Consider the following 15211-nt stretch of genomic DNA (forward strand, 5'->3'; position numbering starts at 1 on the left):
CTCCATGGTGAGGGTCGGGATGCCCGGCCGGAATACCCGGAACTTCGCCCGGCCCACATACACTGTATGTGACTCAGCATCCGTCGGGTGCATCGCCGACATAGGGACGGGGCAGCCATGGCCGATCTGCGGCAGTTCGAGGCACTCAGGGCCGTCCACGCGGAAGGTTCCGTGACCGCCGCCGCGCGCCGGCTCGGGTGGGGCCAGCCCACGGTGGACTATCACCTGAAGAACCTGGAGCGGCTGGTCGGCTCGCCCGTGCTCGCGCGCTCCCCCCGGGGCAGCAGGCTCACACCCGTCGGCGTGCTCCTCCTCGAACGGGCGCAGGAGATCCTCACCCTGAGCGAGCGGGCGATCCGGGATGCGCGCGAGTTCAGCCAGCTGGGCCGGGTGCGGCTCCGGTTCGGGACGTTCGCGACCGCGGCGGCGAGCATCCTCCCGTTCGTCGCCTCCCGCATCGCCGACCTGGGCATCGAGATCGACGCGCTCCTCGAGGAGGTCCCGGCGCTCGTCGACCAGATCAACCGCGGGGCGCTGGACGCCGCGCTCGTCTACACCGTGCCCGGCTACGAGCTGCCGTTCCGCCCGAACGTGGTGACGACCGAGGTGCACCGCGATCCGCTGATGCTCGCCCTGCCGGTGGGCCACCGGCTCGCGTCACCGGCGCCCGTCGACCTGCCGGCGCTCCTGTCGCTGCGCGACGAGCGCTGGGTCTTCGCGACGACCGCGGACGACCCGATGGACCGCATCGTCGTCGACGCGTTCGCGGCGGAAGGTCACGCCCTCGACGTCGCCATCCGGACGGACGAGTTCCAGGTGCTCCTCGGCATGACCGCCGCGCGGATGGTCGTCGGCCTCATCCCGAGCCTCGCCACCACGGCCGCGCATCCCGGGATCGTCCTGCGGCCGATCAACGACCCGTCGTTCGTCCGCTCCATCCTCGTGGCGACGCCCGCGGACGACGCATCCCGCCGCCCCTCAGCGGCCGTGCGCCAACTGGTCGCCGCGATCCGGGACGGGTTCGCGGCGGTGCGATCGGAGTCGCGGGCGGAGGGGTGAGCCGCCCGCCGGTCACACTTTCGCCACACAGCTGCGCAGGTAGAAGATGTTCGCCTGCCGGATGGTGCCGTCGGGCGAGTCGATGATGCTGCGCAGGGTCTTCTCCCATGTCTGGACCGTGCCGACGATGGAGACGGTCAGGGCTGCCAGGTCGATGGCCGCCTCCACGCCCTGATCGTCCCAGTCGGCGTAGAGCACGCCGCGGGCGAAGTCCTCGATGGCCGGCCGGTCCGAGGGGACGGCCGGGTCGTAGAGCAGTCCGGACTCCCCCTCCGCCTCCTGCGCCGCAGCGTCGATGTACTTCCTCGCTGTCTGGCACGTGAGGTTGCGGAGGAGTCGCTCCGTCAGATCGTCCACCTGCTGCCGGAACGCCGGTTTCGCGTCGGCGATCAGGGCGGCGCCGACCAGCCCGGTGGCTTCGTCGCCCAGCCCGGTCTCCCAGCCCGTGGACCACTTCACCGCGCCGTTCCAGAACGCGATGACCTTCAGCCACCGCTCCACCCGTGCCGCTGCGGCGCGCTCGGCGTCGGAGAGGCCGGAGGCGGGGATGCCGGCGGCCGCATCCTCGAGCGCACTCGGCGTCTTCACGGCGCCCTTCTGCGCCGCGTGCAGGAGGTCCTCGCTGAGCGGCCGCAGCTCGCTCGACGCTTCCGAAGCGCCCCTCGCCAGGAGGCTCAGCCTCGAGCCGCCACCGCACCCGGTCACGAGGAGTGCGATCGCCACCCCTACCGCGACGACCGCGGTCGCGCGCTCACCGGTTGACCGTGATGTTGACATCGCCGCCGCCATCGTCGTCGTCGCGCGGGTCGGCGGCGCCCTTCTTCCCGTTCAGGGCGTCGAGGGCGTCCCCGATCGCGCCGAAGCCCCTTTCGGTCGCGTCGCCGAAACCGGCCGCCGCGTCGCGACTCTGCTTGCCACCGTCGTTCGACATCTCGCACCTCCGTCGGCGGCGGTATGCCGCCCTACGAGCAGGCTAGGACTGCGGGGGCCGCCCGAGAAGTGTTATCTGACGAATACTCATTTATTCCGTGCGTCGGTGCTGTCGAAATCGACGTGAGCCGTTCGTAGAAGGGGGTGAGAGAGAGGAACACATCATGAAGCTCACCATCAGTCTCCAGGTCACCCTCGACGGCGTCGCCCAGGCGAACGGCGGCAACAACGAGGAGATGGACCCCGGGTTCACGCGTGGCGGCTGGGCCCTTCCGCTCAACGACGGCGAAGCGGTCCAGTACATCCTCGACACGTGGCGGCGCCCGGACGCCTTCCTGCTCGGACGCAAGACCTACGGTCTCTTCGAGACCTACTGGGGCGCCCGCAGCGACGACGGCGGTTTCGGCGAGGCGATCAGCTCGCGGCAGAAGTACGTGGTCTCCAACACGCTGGACGGGCCGACCTGGCAGGGCACGACCGTCCTCTCGGGGGATGTCGCGGTCCGCGTCCGCGAGCTGAAGGCCCAGGCCGGCGGCGAACTGCTGGTGGTGGGGAGCGCGGCGCTCGCGCGATGGCTCCTCGAGAACGAGCTGGTCGACGAGCTGAACCTGGTCCAGTTCCCGGTGATCGTCGGCGACGGCGAGCGCTGGCTGCCCCAGCACGGCCTCGACTTCGCCCTCGAGCTCACCGACACCCGCGTGTTCCCGACCGGCATCGTGTCCCTCACCTACCGGGTCGGCGGGCGGCCGCAGTACGCCTGAGGTGCTCGACGAAACGCTTGCTCAGCCGGAGGTGGGCCCGGGCTCCATGGGCGTGACGGTCATCGTGCCGCCGCCGAACGGGAACGGGTAGACCACCGTGCTGGTGGTGGTCGGCATCGGCATGCCCTGGAACCACAGGATCGCGATCAGCATCGACACCACCGCGATCGCCACTATGACGACGGCGGCGCGCTTCATGATGCGCAGCGCCGCGTCGATGTCCGCCGCGCGGGCGGCGCGGGTCAGCGCGATGATCACGGCCAGCCCGATCGCCAGGTAGACGACCGGTGCGGGCTGGAGCTCCAGTTGCACGCACTGCGGCGCGACCGACGTCGGTTGACCGCTCGCGTCGACGAAGCCGCCGTCGCTGTCGAAGCCGCCCGGGCAGCTCCCCTTGGACGCGCGGAGCGATGAGTAGAGGATCGCGGCTCCCAACGCCCACAGCACGAGCGTGCGCGCCCGTCCGAGCAGGCGCACGGAAACCGGTGCCGTCTCCCATTCGGCCGCTTCCGCGTCGCGCGTCCGCGCATCCTTCGATTCCGCCACCATCGGCGTCCCCCCATCCCCCGGAAGCACCATCCTGGCATGCGGCCGTGGGCCGAGGAAGAACCGCCCGCCGACCCGGCCTTCGGCACGTTCGACGTTCCGCGCGGGCGGCGACCGGCGTAGGCTGCGACCGTCATCGGGCGAGGGAAGGGGTCCTGTCATGAAGCAGGCGGGCATCGATCGCCGGCGGGCCGCATCCACGCGCGTGCGGACGGCGCCGCGACGACAGCTCACCCCGCTGGGCGCCGTGTTCCGGGGCGCTGCGGCCGGTGTGATCGGGACCCTTGCCATGGACCTCGTGATGTACCGGCGCTACCGGCGGGATCAGGGCACCGAGGCCTTCGGCGAGTGGGAGTTCTCGGCCGACGTCAGGGGCTGGGACAACGCGCCAGCACCGGCACAGGTCGGCCGCCGCGTCGTGGACGGCCTTTTCGAGCGCGAACTCCCCGACTCGGCCGCTCGCCAGACGAACAACATCATGCACTGGGGCTACTCGGTCTCGGCGGCCGTCGGCTACGGGCTGCTCGCGGCATCCCTCCGCAGGCCTTGCGTCGGCTACGGGCTGCTTTTCGGGGCCGGGATGTGGGCCTTCAGCTACGTCATCCTGCCCCCGATGCACCTGTACAAGCCCATTACGGAGTACGACGCCAAGACGCTCGGCAAGGACCTGACCGCGCACCTCGCGTACGGTCTCGGCACGGCGGCGGCGCTGTGGGCTTTGCTGCCGCACCGCGGGCGGCGCTAGGTCAGGCGCGCAAAGAGCGCGGCCGTTCACCGGCTGGAACCCGATCGCCAGAATTCTGGAGATCCCATCGGGTACCCACTCGTCCGAATCCGCGTACGGTGACCGGCAATCACCAAGCAGCACGGATGCACAAGGAGGACATCATGGGCATCGATGACAAGGTGGACGCGAAGGGCGACAAGCTGAAGGGCAAGGTCGACGAGGTCATCGGCAAGGTCACCGACGACGAGTCGCGCGTAGTGAAAGGCAAGGCGGAGCAAGCCGAGGGCAGTGTCAAGGACACGGTCGCCGACGTGAAGGCGCACCTCAAGGACAGCGCCGACAAGTCGCACGACGACCGTCGCGACGACGCGCTCTAGGGCGCACGGCCTCCGTCAGGCGCGCAGCGCACTGACGATACGGTCCCGCGCTGCGGAGCCGGCGCGACTGGGCAGGAGCGGGAAGACGTGGACCGCGCCGCGGCGCTCCAACAGGGTCACGTCGACGCCGGCGGCGCGCGCCTTCGAGGCCAGCAGACGGGCGTCCGGGTTCAGGATGTCGTGGCTGCCGGTGAGCAGCAGCATCGGTCCCAGCCCGTGGAGGTCGCCCATGATCGGGCTGACCCTCGGATCCGTGACCGGGAGGTCGCCGGCCCACTGTTCCGCGACAGCGCGGATGCCGTCGACACCGAGCCACGGGTCGTTCGGCTGCACGTGGGGGATGTCCGGGTTCGACATGGTCAGGTCGAGTACCGGGGAGATCAGCACGGTGCGGATGTGCGCGTGTCCGCGGTCGCGGAGGGTGAGCGCCGCGGCGAGGGCGATCTGGCCGCCGGCGGAGTCTCCGGCCAGGCGCACCCCGTTCTCCCTGTTGTTCACCTCCTCGAACAGCCTGACCATGAATTCGTTCGTCGAGGTGGCGTCGCCGTGTGGAAGCAGTTCGTAGATCGGGACGGTCACCGTCGTGTTCGCCTCGGCGGCGATCTGCGCGATCAGGGTCCAATGAAAGGGACTGATCTCGTGCACCCACCCGCCTCCGTGCACGTAGATGACCTGTCCCTCGGGCGTAGATCCGGTCGGAGTGACGGTGTACATCGGCGTTCGGCCCTCGCGACGCACGGAGACGGTAACGTCCGGGCGCAGCCGCTTGGGCGGACGGTGCGAAGCAGGACTGAGGACCTGCTTCCGAACCTCCTGCGCCGCCCCTTCGGAGGTGAGGTACGGGCGGTTCACCCGGGCGGCGCGGAGCACCGCGGGAATGACCGCTTCGGGGATGTACACCGAGGAGCCTTTCGATGGACCGCTGTACGCGGAGCGCGGTAAGCGGCGTGCCCCAAACGTTAACCGCTCCGACCGCATCCGGCTATCGCCCCGCAGCGATGTGCCCCAGCGCATGAGCTCCGCAAGCGGCTGTATGCGGCCCCGCGATCAGCAGCCAGGGACGAGCTCACCGGGGTAGGTCGCTGCTCGCAGACCCCAGACGACCTCGACCGGGATATCCAGCCGCGGTGAGTCCCCGCCACTTGGCCTCCACCGCCAGGTCATCCCCCACGTAGAACTCGAGCATCTGCTGGTAGCCAGCGCTGGGGCGGGACCACGCCGGGTCATACACGGATGCGAACCGTGTGGTGAGCAGAAGGCTCACGCCACTGGGCATGCGGTGCACGACCACCGGCCGCCCGGCCGGCGGGTCGGCGATGACCAGGCCCAGCGCGCGGTGGAAGCGAACGGACGCCTCCACGTCGCGCACTTCCAGCATGCCCATGCTCAGCTGCAACTCCACTAGCAAAGCCTCGGACAGGACGTGACCGTTGTCGAGGCTCAGCTAGATCGAACGGGGCGCGGACGCTGACACCTCACGTGCCGATCGTGCCGATCGTGCCGACCTGCACGCCGCCCTCGGCGCGCTGCGCCCGCCAGACGCGGCCTTCGCCCTCCACCCGGAGCGTGCCATCCCCCACGATCAGGGCCGTGCGCTCGTCGATGCCGAACCCGCCCGCGACCAGCCCGGATTCGACGGCGGCGACCAGTCGGGAGAGCATGCCGCGCTGGGCGACATGCACCTCGATGGCTGCATCGACGAGGCCGATGCCGGCCGCGATCTCCAGCTCATAGCCCGGATCACCGGGATCCTCCGGTGAGACGGCCACTCCGCCGATGCGCGAGCCGCCTCCGAGCGAACTCCCCGCCGCGATCATCGCGCCGGCCGAGACCCCGAGGTAGGGGACACCGGCTGCGACCAGCCGGCGCAGCTCACCGAACACCGGCTCGAGCCCGGCACGCACATCCTCGACGACGCCACCCCCCACCGCGATGCCGTCGACGTCGGCGATCGCGCCGGGCCCGATCGCCTCGCCAGGCAATCCCGCGGTCAGGTGCGCCTCGAGCGCAGATCCCGTTCCGGCCTCGCGCAGGAGTTCGCCGAGCGCTTCCGCCTTCTCCTCAGCCTCCGGATGCAACGAGATCACGGCGACGCGCGGCCGCGAACGGCCCGTATGGCGGGCTCGCCGTGCCGCTTCGGCAACGAACGGTGCGTAGAGCGAGGCGTCCGCAGCCGTGGTCGCGCCGCCGCCGATGAGGTGCACGCTCACGCGACACCATCGCCGCGGATCCCGTCGCCGCCGGCGCCCGTGTCGTACGCATCGAAGGTCATCCGAAGAGGCTACCGGGTTGTCGACATCGTGGAGCGGCGCAAGAGTCGTCGGGGAGGATGATCGATCAGCTGGCGCCCCGTCGGCACTAGTGTCGAAGGCGTGATTATCGCGGTCGACGACCCGAAGGCGGCTGACGTGCTCGCGCTGCTCGAGGAGCATCTGCGCGACATGTTCGCGACCTCGCCGGCGGAGAGTGTGCATGCGCTGGATCCCGAGGCGCTCACGCACCCGAGTATCACCTTCTGGTCCGCCCGTGATGGCGAGACGGGCCGATTGCTCGGCGTCGGCGCCCTGAAGCAGCACGATGCGACGATGGGCGAGGTGAAGTCCATGCGCACGAGCGGCGCAGCGCGAAGCCGGGGTGTGGCGAGCGCACTGCTGGCGGCCATCCTCGGAGAGTGCCGCACCCGGGGCATCCGCGAGCTCAATCTCGAGACGGGCACCCAGGAGTACTTCGCCCCCGCTCGTGCGCTCTACGCCAAGCACGGATTCCGCCGCCGCGGCCCCTTCGCCGACTACACGGACGATCCGAACAGCGCATACTTCCAGCTCACGCTGTGAGCCCGGAATGGCTCGTGCCGCAGTGGCACAGCGAGGCGATCAGGCGCTGCTCGTCAGCCGGGCGCTCAGCGGGTGCCGACGCCGCCGGCGATACCGCTGATCAGCCGTCGTTGCAGGACGAGGTAGAGGATGACGATCGGCAGCGCGATCAGGATGCCGGCCGCTGAGAGCAGCGAGTAGTTCGTCATGTGCTGGCCCTGGAAGAAGGCGAGGCCCAACGGTGCGGTGCGCAGCTGATCCTGCGTGATCATGACGAGCGGGATCAGGAACTCGTTCCAGGTCCACATGCCGACCAGGACGGCCATCGTCCCGATCGACGGCCATGATGCCGGCACGAGCACACGCCACAGCAGCCGCCGGTCGCTTGCGCCGTCCAGCCGGGCCGCCTCGATGATCTCGCCGGGGAACGACCGGAAATGGTTGCGCATCCAGAACGCTGCGAAGCCGAGCGATTGCGCCGTCTGCGGCAGGATCAGGGCCCAATAGGTGTCGGTGAGGCCCGCCGAGCGGAGGTTGAAGTACAGCGGGATGATGAACGCCTCCTCCGGGAGCATGAGCCCCACGAGCAGGACGAAGAACAAGATGCCCGAGCCGGGGAAGGTCATGCGCGCGAACGCGTAGCCCGCGAGAGTCGCCAGCACGAAGGTGATCACGACGACCGCGACGGCGACCAGAATGCTCGAGAGCATGTACGACGAGAAATGGCCCTCTGTCCACGCGTCGGTGTAGTTCTGCAGGCGCAGAGCGTGCGGGAGCTGGAAACCACCGGTGTTTTCGGCCGGCGGGATCACCGACGAGAACAGCACACCGACCAGAGGAAGCAGCGCGAACACCGCGAAGACGCTGAGGATCACGTAATCGATCGTCTTCTCGACCCTGCCGATTCTCATGCGGTCTCCTTCGGCTGCAAACGGGTGATCAGCCACGAGATCACCATGATCAGGACAGTCAGGGCTATCGCGACGGCCGCGGCAGAGCCCACCTGCCCGGTGTTGAACGCACGGTTGAAGGCCTCGAACGCCGGAACGCTGGTGCTCGTGCCGGGGCCGCCCTGGGTGGTGATGTACACGATGTCGAAAGTCTTCAGAGTCGCGGTGACGGTCAGCGTGAGAGCGATGGCGATCTGCCCTCGCAGGGCCGGGAGCGTCACGCCGAAGAACTCGCGCAGCGGTCCTGCGCCGTCGATGCGCGCAGCCTCGAAGACGGACGGCTCGATGTTCTGCACGCCGCCGAGGAAGAGGACGAGGCAGAGCCCGGTGTTCACCCAGGTGCCGATGAAGCCGATCGCCGCGAGGGCGAAGGTGTAGTCGCCGAGCCACGCGCGCGCCAGATCGCCCAGGCCGACCATCCCGAGCACCTGGTTCAGCAGCCCGTGAGGTGCGTATATCGACACCCAGATCGTGCCGACGACGACCGAAGCGATCACCTGGGGAAGGAACAGCACGGTGCGGAAGAAGCCCATCCCGCGCAGCCGGTTGGCGTGCGAGAGCACGATCGTCAGGCCGAGTCCGAGGACGGCCGGCAGCGCCGCATAGAAGAGGAGGAGGACGGACACGTGCAGGAAGGAGTCGCGCAGCTGCACGTCGGTGAAGACGGCGGCGTAGTTCTTCAGCCCCGCCCACGTCGAGGCGCCGATACCGTTCCAGTCGTAGAACGAGTACTGGAACGTCTGGACGAGCGGCACGACGATGAACGCGGCCAGCACCAGCACGGCCGGTGCGATGTACAGGTAGGCGGCGGGCTGCCACCGGCGCCGCGCGCGGGTGCGCGTGGCGTCGGTGGCAGTCGCGGTGAGGGTCTGAGCCATCACTTGTTTCCGGACACGAAGCCCGAGTAGTCGGTCTGCAGCGTCTGGGTGAACTGCTGCGGAGTGCTCTTCTGGGCGGTGAGGTCCTGCATCGCCGCCGTCAGCGTGTTGTAGAACGTCGGCGTGGTGTAGTCGAGGTACGGCACGATGCTCTTGCCCGCGGTGAGCGAGGTGTACTGGTCGTAGACGCTGGCCTGCAGCGAGCCATCCTGCGCCTTGTGGTCCGCGGGCAGGACGGTCGGCAGGCTGTTCGCGTCGATCATCGTCTGAGCGCTGGACTTGCCCGAGATGAAGTCGATGTAGGCCGCTGCTGCGTTGGGGTGCGCGGACTTCGACGTGATCGCCCAGGCGAGCCCCTCGCCGCCCTGGGTCACCGGCGCGGAGGCGCCCGCCGGGGTGAGCGCCGCCATCCCGGCGTTCGTCTGGCCGAGAGCCTGTCCGATCGTCGACATGTCCCACGTCCCGTCGATGATGAACGCGGCCTTGCCCTTGCCGAAGTCGGCGACGGCCGCGTCCTGCGAGATGCCGTTGGCGTCGGCGGGCAGGTAGCCCTTCTTCGACCAGTCCTGGATGGTGGCGGCGGCATCGACGTTGGCTTTGTCCGTCCACGCGCCCGACTTGGCCGAGACGAGGTCCTGCACGGCCGTCGCGCCGGCCGTGGCGGCCTGCACCACACCGTAGAGCTGGATGCCGCGCACCTTCTCGAGGTCGCCGTATGCCATCGGCTGGATGCCCGCGGCCTTCGCCTTGGCCATGTCGGCGGTGAGGTCGTCGAGCGTCTTCGGCGCGTCGACGCCCAGGCTGCTCAGGATCTTCTTGTTGTAGTAGACCCCGACGAACTCACCGGTGTTCGAGACCCCGTAGAGGTTGCCGGTCTGCCAGTGCTTGCCGTCGGAGCTGAATGTGTTGAGGGCCAGCAGATTCGACGGGAAGTAGTCTTTCCAGCCGTACAGCGTCGAGTAGTCGTCGAGCGGGGTGAGCATGCCGCCGGAGACGAACGCGCCCATGTCGGGGTAGCCCTGGTTGGCCTGCACCACGTCCGGCGGGTTGTTGCCAGAGAGGGCCAGCTTCAGCGTCGTCTTCAGGTCCGAGAACGACTGGCTGTTGCGCTTGATCGTGATGTTCGGGTACTTCTTCTCGAACGCCGCGTTGAGCTTCTTCTGAGCGGTGTCGATGTCACCGGTGTTGTTCTGATCCCAGACGGTCAGCGTGTACTTCCCGGACTCGACGCTCTTGGACGCCGCGGTCTTGGACTCGCCGGACCCGCCCGGCGACGACCCCGGCGCGCATCCCGCGAGGAGGACCGCGGTCGCCGCGGCGAGCGCGCCGACCGCTAGGGCGGTGAACTGCTTCTTCATGGATTACCTTTCTGTTGCCGTGGTCTGCTGGAGCGGCGCGCGCCGGGTCCAGTCGTGGAGGAAGCCCCAATCGGAGTCCGCGGCTCGTCGCTCGACGAAACCGACGAGCTCGTGGGCGGTCGGGGCGCTCGCGCTGCCGCCCAGCCCCGTTACGGAGTAGGCAGCTGCGGCCGTGGCGAACCGGAGCCGTTCGGAGAGAGTCCAGTCCTCGCCGAAGGAGGTCATCAGGGCGGCGGTGAACACGTCACCGGCGCCCGTCGGGTCGACGGCCGCGACCGGGATCCCCGGGACCTCGGCCTCGTCGCCGTTCGCGGAGTCGACGGCGAGGACGCCGCCCGCCCCGCGCGTGACGACCGCGAGACCCACGTGCTCTGCAAGCGCCCGGGCCGCTGCCACCGGGTCGGAGGTGCGGGTGTATGCCATCGCCTCGTCGTGGTTCGGGACGAAAACGTCGACCTTGTCCAGCTCGGCCAGCAGGTCGGTGGACCATTCGCCGCTCGCGTCCCAGCCGACGCCTCCGACCATCACGGCTCCGCGGGAGCGAAGCTCAGTCGCCCACGGCTGGGCGGCGTCCGCGACGTCGAGGTGCACCGCGGCGACGTCGTCGCGTCGCTGCGGGATCGCGGCGGGGTGCTCCTCCACATAGGTGATGAAGCCTCGGTCGTGGGGTCCGGAGATCGCGACGCTGATCGGGGTCTGGTACCCCGAGATGGTCACCAGCTCGTCCAGGTCGAGGTTCGCCTCCGACCGGAGCGTCGTGCGGATGTGCGATCCGATGACGTCGTCGCCCATCGTGGACACCAGCCGGGAGTCCGCACCGAGTCGCGCTGCAGCCACCGCCCGGATCGCGGCGCCGCCGGCGACGATGCCGAAGCGATCCGCGTACGTCTCCTGACCGAGGACCGGCACGTCCGCACCCGCGAAGATCAGATCGCAGAACACGTCCCCGGTGAAGAGCAGGACCCCGGGTGGGGACAAACGGTGATGCACGGTTCACTCCTTCGTACTTCTCCGGACGGTTGCGGGACACCGTAACACCGTTGCGCAGGTTTGATCAACTTTGCGCACCTTTGCGTATTTCGAGCAGATTTCGCTATCGTGTCCACCATGATCGTGAATGAACGCCGCCAGCGCATCCTCAACGAGTTGCGCGCCAGCGGGGCCGCCAGCGTCCCCGAATTGGCCGAGACGCTCGGCGTCAGCGCATCGACGATCCGGAGGGATCTCGAGATCCTCGATCGAAACGGCGAGCTCACGCGCAGCTATGGTGGCGCGGTGCTGCGCTCGGGCATGACGGTCCAAGAAGGCCCCGAGTCGCCCGAGACGCCGTACGACGACAGCGCCGACATCGACCTGAAGGTCCGCGTGGCGAAGGCCGCTCTCCCCTACGTGCAGGACGGCAGCGTGGTGCTGCTCGACATCGGGACGACCACTCCGTTCCTCGCCCGGATGCTGCGCGGCCGCGACATCACGGTCGTCACGTCGAACCTCGCCGTCTTCGACGAGCTCCGCAATGACAGCAGTGTGCGCGTCGTCCTTCTCGGCGGCGTGCTCCGCCGCAATATGCGCACCCTCGTCGGATCCATCACCGCGGCGTCGCTGCAGCAGATCAGCGCGGACGTGATGTTCCTCAGTTGCACGGGTGTGCGCGCAGGCGGAGCGATCGTGGACGACATGGCGGTGGAGACTCCGCTCAAGCAGGCGATGATCGCGTCGAGCGACAAGGTCGTCCTGCTCGCCAGCGAAGCCAAGTTCCCGGGCACGGGCGCGCTCCGCGTGTGCGAGCTCTCCGACGTCGACGTGCTCGTCACGACCGACGGCGCCCCGGCAGAAGCAATCGAAATGTGCCGCGCGAGCGGCGGAGAGGTCGTGATCGCATGAAGTTGAGCATCCTCGGCGGTGGTGGGTTCCGCACGCCGTACGTCTGGCAGGCCCTGCTGCGCGACATGGGCAGCCCCCGTGTCGACGAGGTGAGCCTCTACGACGTGGACGCCGAGAAGCTCACGACGATGGCGGCGCTCCTGCGGCAGCTCGCCGCCGGCACTCCCGATGCGCCGCGGCTGACCACGACCACGTCGCTCGAGGAATCGATCGCCGGCTGCGACTTCGTCTTCTCCGCGATCCGCGTCGGTGGCCTGGAGGGGCGTCGCTGCGATGAGCACGTCGCGCTCGACCTCGGTGTCCTCGGCCAGGAGACGACCGGGCCTGGCGGCATCGCCTACGCGCTCCGGACGGTGCCGGTCATGGTCTCGGTCGCGGAGACCATCGCGCGGCTGGCGCCGAACGCCTTCGTCATGAACTTCACGAACCCGGCCGGCATCATCACCGAGGCGATGCAGGGCGTCCTCGGCGACCGCGTGGTCGGCATCTGCGACACCCCGTCCGGGCTCGGACGGCGGGTGGCGGCGGCGCTCGACGTGGACCAGAGCCGCATCCACATGGACTACGTCGGGCTCAACCACCTCGGCTGGATGCGCGGTGTCTACTTCGACGGCCGCGACATCCTCCCCGAGTTCATCGCGGACGACCGGCTGCTCGGCGAGCTCGAGGAGGGCCAGGTCTTCGGCACCGAGTGGATCCGCGATCTCGGCGTCATCCCCAACGAGTACCTCTACTACTACTACTTCAACCGCGACGCCGTCCGAGCCATCATCGACGCGGGCACGACGCGCGGCGATTTCCTCGCCCGCACGCAGTCCGAGTTCTGGACGCTGTCCCGCGACACCGACGACAAGGCCGGGCTGTGGCGGCGCACCGTCGACCGCCGCAGTGCGTCGTACATGGCCGAGGCCACCGGTGGCACCCAGGACGAGCCGGCGCACCATCACGAGGCGGACTCCGACCCCGCCGACCAGGGCTATGCGGGCGTCGCACTCGGCGTGATGAACGCCATCGCCCGGAACGAGCAGGCGACGATGATCCTCAACGTCCGCAACGGCAACACGATCGCCGGCCTCCCCGCCGACGCCGTCATCGAGGTGCCCACCCTCGTCGACGCGAACGGCGCCCATCCGCTGTCGGTGCCGGCGCCGAGCCTCCACCAGCTCGGTCTGATGGCGCAGGTGAAGGAGGTCGAGCGTCACGCGATCGCCGCGGCGCTCACCGGGTCCCCGTCGGAGGCGCTCCTCGCGTTCGCCCTGCACCCGCTCGTGGAGAGCGTCCCGACGGCCCGCCGGCTGCTTCAGGGCTACACGGAGGCGCACCCGCAGCTCACTGAGCTCTTCGGCCGGACGCCGGCGACCCCCGGGCTCGCTGCGGCGGCCCGGTGATCCGGACGCTCGTCCTGCCGACTCCCGCCGACGTCGGCGAGGCCGCCGCGGACGAGATCGCCGCGGTCGTCGCCGAGCGGCCGGACGCCGTGCTCGGACTCGCCACCGGGGACTCGCCGCTCGGCGCCTACTCGACACTCGCCGACCGGGTGCAGCGCGGAGAGCTCGACCTGTCGCGCGCGCGGGGTTTCGCCCTGGACGAGTACGTCGGCCTCGACCCCGCCGACCCCCAGAGCTACCGCTCCGTCATCGACCGGACGGTCACGACCCCGCTGCGCATGCGCCGGGCCGTTGTGCGCGTTCCCGACGGTGCGGCCGCGGACCTCGCTGCGGCCGCCGACGAGTACGAGCGGGCACTCGAGGAGTCCGGCGTCGACATCCAGGTGCTCGGAATCGGCTCGAACGGACACATCGGGTTCAACGAGCCCGGTTCGGCGTTCGGCACGCGCACGCGCGTCGTCGAGCTCAGCGAGCGCACCCGGCTCGACAACGCCCGGTTCTTCCCGTCGCTCGCAGACGTGCCGACCCACGCGCTCACCCAGGGGCTTGGGACGATCATGCGCGCCCGGCGCATCGTCCTCGTGGCAATCGGCGAGCGGAAGGCGGACGCGATCACGGCAGCAGTGGAGGGACCGATCTCGGTCGACTGCCCTGCGTCGGTGCTCCAGGCGCATCCGCACGTCCTGCTGATCGCCGACGAAGCCGCCGGGTCGCGGCTCACGGATTCCGGGCCGTGTAACATTGTCCGTACAAACTCGGAGGTGCGGGCATGGCGGGGAGCCGGGACGAGGGCACCATCCCTGCCGAGCTTCTCACGGCACTGAACAAGAACAGTCCCGTCCCGCTGTACCATCAGCTGGCCACAGCGCTCGAGCAGGCGATCCGCGACGAGTCGCTGCCGCCGGGAGCCCGTCTCGAGAACGAGATCGCGCTGGGCCAGCGCCTCGGACTGTCGAGACCGACCGTGCGCCGCGCCATCCAGGAACTCGTCGACAAGGGCCTGCTCATCCGGCGCCGCGGCGTCGGAACGCAGGTGGTGCAGAGCGGCGTGACCCGTGATCTCGGCCTGACGAGCCTGTACGAAGACCTCTCACTGCTCGGCCAGTCCCCCGAGACCCGGGTGCTGCACCACGAGGTGCGGCCCGCGACGGCGGAGGAGGCGGAACAGCTCGCTCTCGAGCCCGGCGCGCCTGTGCTCCACCTGGTGCGGCTCCGCCTGGCCCGTCACGTACCGCTTGCCGTCCTCGACAACACCCTCCCCACCGACTCCACCGACATCAGCCGGGAGGATCTCGAAGAGCACGGCCTCTACGACCTCCTGCGCCACCGCGGCGTGAACATGCGCATCGCGCGGCAGCGGATCAGCGCACGCGAAGCGACCCCGTACGAGAGCGAGCTGCTCGGCATCGGCAAGGATGCTGCGGTGCTGACCATGTCGCGCACCGCCATCGACACCACCGGCCGTGTCGTCGAGTTCGGCCGGCACTGCTACCGTCCGGATTTGTACTCGTTCGAGATCACCCTCGTCGACCGCTGAACTCGG

General features: G+C 69.3%; 19 protein-coding genes. 9 read left to right on the forward strand and 10 right to left on the reverse strand.

Going from position 1 to position 15211, the window contains the following annotated elements:
- Nucleotides 1-117 precede the first annotated feature (117 nt).
- Nucleotides 118-1059: a LysR family transcriptional regulator gene (locus J2W45_RS09730; RefSeq protein WP_310131238.1), complete on the forward strand. Its 942-nt coding sequence runs from the start codon at nucleotides 118-120 to the stop codon at nucleotides 1057-1059.
- A 12-nt stretch (nucleotides 1060-1071) separates the two neighbouring features.
- Here J2W45_RS09730 and J2W45_RS09735 read toward each other — a convergent pair whose 3' ends face one another.
- Both J2W45_RS09735 and J2W45_RS09740 read right to left on the reverse strand, forming a co-directional pair.
- The gene (locus J2W45_RS09735; RefSeq protein WP_310131241.1) at nucleotides 1072-1836 is read right to left on the reverse strand and encodes a hypothetical protein; all 765 of its coding nucleotides are present in this window, start codon (nucleotides 1834-1836) and stop codon (nucleotides 1072-1074) included.
- Nucleotides 1811-1990, reverse strand: a complete 180-nt coding sequence (locus J2W45_RS09740; RefSeq protein ID WP_310131244.1) for a hypothetical protein — start codon at nucleotides 1988-1990, stop codon at nucleotides 1811-1813. The genes J2W45_RS09735 and J2W45_RS09740 overlap by 26 nt, the downstream gene beginning before the upstream one ends.
- Nucleotides 1991-2153: 163 nt before the next feature.
- On the opposite strand from J2W45_RS09740, the gene J2W45_RS09745 reads away from it, so the two are divergent.
- Nucleotides 2154-2750 carry a dihydrofolate reductase family protein gene (locus J2W45_RS09745; RefSeq protein WP_310131246.1) on the forward strand — a complete coding sequence of 199 codons (597 nt, stop codon included), beginning with the start codon at nucleotides 2154-2156 and terminating at the stop codon, nucleotides 2748-2750.
- A 21-nt stretch (nucleotides 2751-2771) separates the two neighbouring features.
- Here the strand turns inward: J2W45_RS09745 and J2W45_RS09750 are convergent, their stop codons facing one another.
- Nucleotides 2772-3299, reverse strand: a complete 528-nt coding sequence (locus J2W45_RS09750) for a hypothetical protein (RefSeq protein WP_310131248.1) — start codon at nucleotides 3297-3299, stop codon at nucleotides 2772-2774.
- Nucleotides 3300-3456: 157 nt separating this feature from the next.
- Between J2W45_RS09750 and J2W45_RS09755 the strand changes: the two genes are divergently transcribed.
- Both J2W45_RS09755 and J2W45_RS09760 read left to right on the forward strand, forming a co-directional pair.
- Nucleotides 3457-4041, forward strand: coding sequence for a hypothetical protein (locus tag J2W45_RS09755; protein ID WP_310131250.1), 585 nt, complete (start codon nucleotides 3457-3459; stop codon nucleotides 4039-4041).
- Nucleotides 4042-4184: 143 nt separating this feature from the next.
- On the forward strand, nucleotides 4185-4400 hold the full coding sequence (locus J2W45_RS09760; protein ID WP_310131253.1) for a CsbD family protein: 216 nt from the start codon (nucleotides 4185-4187) through the stop codon (nucleotides 4398-4400).
- Nucleotides 4401-4415: 15 nt separating this feature from the next.
- Here the strand turns inward: J2W45_RS09760 and J2W45_RS09765 are convergent, their stop codons facing one another.
- From J2W45_RS09765 to J2W45_RS09775, 3 genes are all read right to left on the reverse strand, one after another.
- Nucleotides 4416-5300, reverse strand: coding sequence for an alpha/beta hydrolase fold domain-containing protein (locus J2W45_RS09765; protein ID WP_310131254.1), 885 nt, complete (start codon nucleotides 5298-5300; stop codon nucleotides 4416-4418).
- A gap of 166 nt (nucleotides 5301-5466) precedes the next feature.
- Nucleotides 5467-5802, reverse strand: a complete 336-nt coding sequence (locus J2W45_RS09770; protein ID WP_310131255.1) for a VOC family protein — start codon at nucleotides 5800-5802, stop codon at nucleotides 5467-5469.
- A gap of 73 nt (nucleotides 5803-5875) precedes the next feature.
- A complete protein-coding gene (locus J2W45_RS09775; protein WP_310131257.1) occupies nucleotides 5876-6610 on the reverse strand; it encodes a Type 1 glutamine amidotransferase-like domain-containing protein in 735 nt (244 codons plus the stop codon).
- Nucleotides 6611-6808: 198 nt separating this feature from the next.
- Between J2W45_RS09775 and J2W45_RS09780 the strand changes: the two genes are divergently transcribed.
- Complete coding sequence (locus J2W45_RS09780) at nucleotides 6809-7234, forward strand: GNAT family N-acetyltransferase (protein ID WP_310131259.1); 426 nt, start codon at nucleotides 6809-6811, stop codon at nucleotides 7232-7234.
- A gap of 65 nt (nucleotides 7235-7299) precedes the next feature.
- Here the strand turns inward: J2W45_RS09780 and J2W45_RS09785 are convergent, their stop codons facing one another.
- The 4 genes from J2W45_RS09785 to J2W45_RS09800 are packed head-to-tail and all read right to left on the reverse strand — an operon-like array spanning nucleotide 7300 to nucleotide 11389.
- The gene (locus tag J2W45_RS09785) at nucleotides 7300-8124 is read right to left on the reverse strand and encodes a carbohydrate ABC transporter permease (RefSeq protein WP_310131261.1); all 825 of its coding nucleotides are present in this window, start codon (nucleotides 8122-8124) and stop codon (nucleotides 7300-7302) included.
- Nucleotides 8121-9041, reverse strand: a complete 921-nt coding sequence (locus tag J2W45_RS09790; RefSeq protein WP_310131263.1) for a carbohydrate ABC transporter permease — start codon at nucleotides 9039-9041, stop codon at nucleotides 8121-8123. The genes J2W45_RS09785 and J2W45_RS09790 overlap by 4 nt, the downstream gene beginning before the upstream one ends.
- Complete coding sequence (locus tag J2W45_RS09795; RefSeq protein ID WP_310131266.1) at nucleotides 9041-10399, reverse strand: extracellular solute-binding protein; 1359 nt, start codon at nucleotides 10397-10399, stop codon at nucleotides 9041-9043. Before J2W45_RS09795 ends, J2W45_RS09790 begins: the two co-directional genes overlap by 1 nt.
- A 3-nt stretch (nucleotides 10400-10402) precedes the next feature.
- Nucleotides 10403-11389, reverse strand: a complete 987-nt coding sequence (locus tag J2W45_RS09800; RefSeq protein WP_310131267.1) for a carbohydrate kinase family protein — start codon at nucleotides 11387-11389, stop codon at nucleotides 10403-10405.
- Nucleotides 11390-11506: 117 nt separating this feature from the next.
- Here J2W45_RS09800 and J2W45_RS09805 point away from each other — a divergent pair, with 117 nt between their 5' ends.
- From J2W45_RS09805 to J2W45_RS09820, 4 genes are read left to right on the forward strand one after another with little or no spacing between them, the layout of a single operon-like run.
- Nucleotides 11507-12280, forward strand: a complete 774-nt coding sequence (locus tag J2W45_RS09805) for a DeoR/GlpR family DNA-binding transcription regulator (protein WP_310131269.1) — start codon at nucleotides 11507-11509, stop codon at nucleotides 12278-12280.
- Nucleotides 12277-13668: a 6-phospho-beta-glucosidase gene (locus tag J2W45_RS09810; RefSeq protein WP_310131271.1), complete on the forward strand. Its 1392-nt coding sequence runs from the start codon at nucleotides 12277-12279 to the stop codon at nucleotides 13666-13668. Before J2W45_RS09805 ends, J2W45_RS09810 begins: the two co-directional genes overlap by 4 nt.
- Nucleotides 13668-14492 carry a glucosamine-6-phosphate deaminase gene (locus J2W45_RS09815; RefSeq protein WP_310134999.1) on the forward strand — a complete coding sequence of 275 codons (825 nt, stop codon included), beginning with the start codon at nucleotides 13668-13670 and terminating at the stop codon, nucleotides 14490-14492. Before J2W45_RS09810 ends, J2W45_RS09815 begins: the two co-directional genes overlap by 1 nt.
- A complete protein-coding gene (locus tag J2W45_RS09820) occupies nucleotides 14438-15205 on the forward strand; it encodes a GntR family transcriptional regulator (protein ID WP_310131273.1) in 768 nt (255 codons plus the stop codon). Before J2W45_RS09815 ends, J2W45_RS09820 begins: the two co-directional genes overlap by 55 nt.
- Nucleotides 15206-15211: the final 6 nt, after the last annotated feature.

Origin of the sequence: Leifsonia shinshuensis (assembly GCF_031456835.1) — a bacterium.
Lineage (GTDB): Bacteria > Actinomycetota > Actinomycetes > Actinomycetales > Microbacteriaceae > Leifsonia > Leifsonia shinshuensis_C.

Bases quoted from the DNA above. Each gene is read 5' to 3' on its own strand.
- J2W45_RS09730 (WP_310131238.1), top strand. From the start codon at position 118: ATGGCCGATCTGCGGCAGTTCGAGGCACTCAGGGCCGTCCACGCGGAA.
- J2W45_RS09735 (WP_310131241.1), bottom strand. From the start codon at position 1,836: ATGTCAACATCACGGTCAACCGGTGAGCGCGCGACCGCGGTCGTCGCG.
- J2W45_RS09740 (WP_310131244.1), bottom strand. From the start codon at position 1,990: ATGTCGAACGACGGTGGCAAGCAGAGTCGCGACGCGGCGGCCGGTTTC.
- J2W45_RS09745 (WP_310131246.1), top strand. From the start codon at position 2,154: ATGAAGCTCACCATCAGTCTCCAGGTCACCCTCGACGGCGTCGCCCAG.
- J2W45_RS09750 (WP_310131248.1), bottom strand. From the start codon at position 3,299: ATGGTGGCGGAATCGAAGGATGCGCGGACGCGCGACGCGGAAGCGGCC.
- J2W45_RS09755 (WP_310131250.1), top strand. From the start codon at position 3,457: ATGAAGCAGGCGGGCATCGATCGCCGGCGGGCCGCATCCACGCGCGTG.
- J2W45_RS09760 (WP_310131253.1), top strand. From the start codon at position 4,185: ATGGGCATCGATGACAAGGTGGACGCGAAGGGCGACAAGCTGAAGGGC.
- J2W45_RS09785 (WP_310131261.1), bottom strand. From the start codon at position 8,124: ATGAGAATCGGCAGGGTCGAGAAGACGATCGATTACGTGATCCTCAGC.
- J2W45_RS09790 (WP_310131263.1), bottom strand. From the start codon at position 9,041: ATGGCTCAGACCCTCACCGCGACTGCCACCGACGCCACGCGCACCCGC.
- J2W45_RS09795 (WP_310131266.1), bottom strand. From the start codon at position 10,399: ATGAAGAAGCAGTTCACCGCCCTAGCGGTCGGCGCGCTCGCCGCGGCG.
- J2W45_RS09805 (WP_310131269.1), top strand. From the start codon at position 11,507: ATGATCGTGAATGAACGCCGCCAGCGCATCCTCAACGAGTTGCGCGCC.
- J2W45_RS09810 (WP_310131271.1), top strand. From the start codon at position 12,277: ATGAAGTTGAGCATCCTCGGCGGTGGTGGGTTCCGCACGCCGTACGTC.
- J2W45_RS09820 (WP_310131273.1), top strand. From the start codon at position 14,438: ATGGCGGGGAGCCGGGACGAGGGCACCATCCCTGCCGAGCTTCTCACG.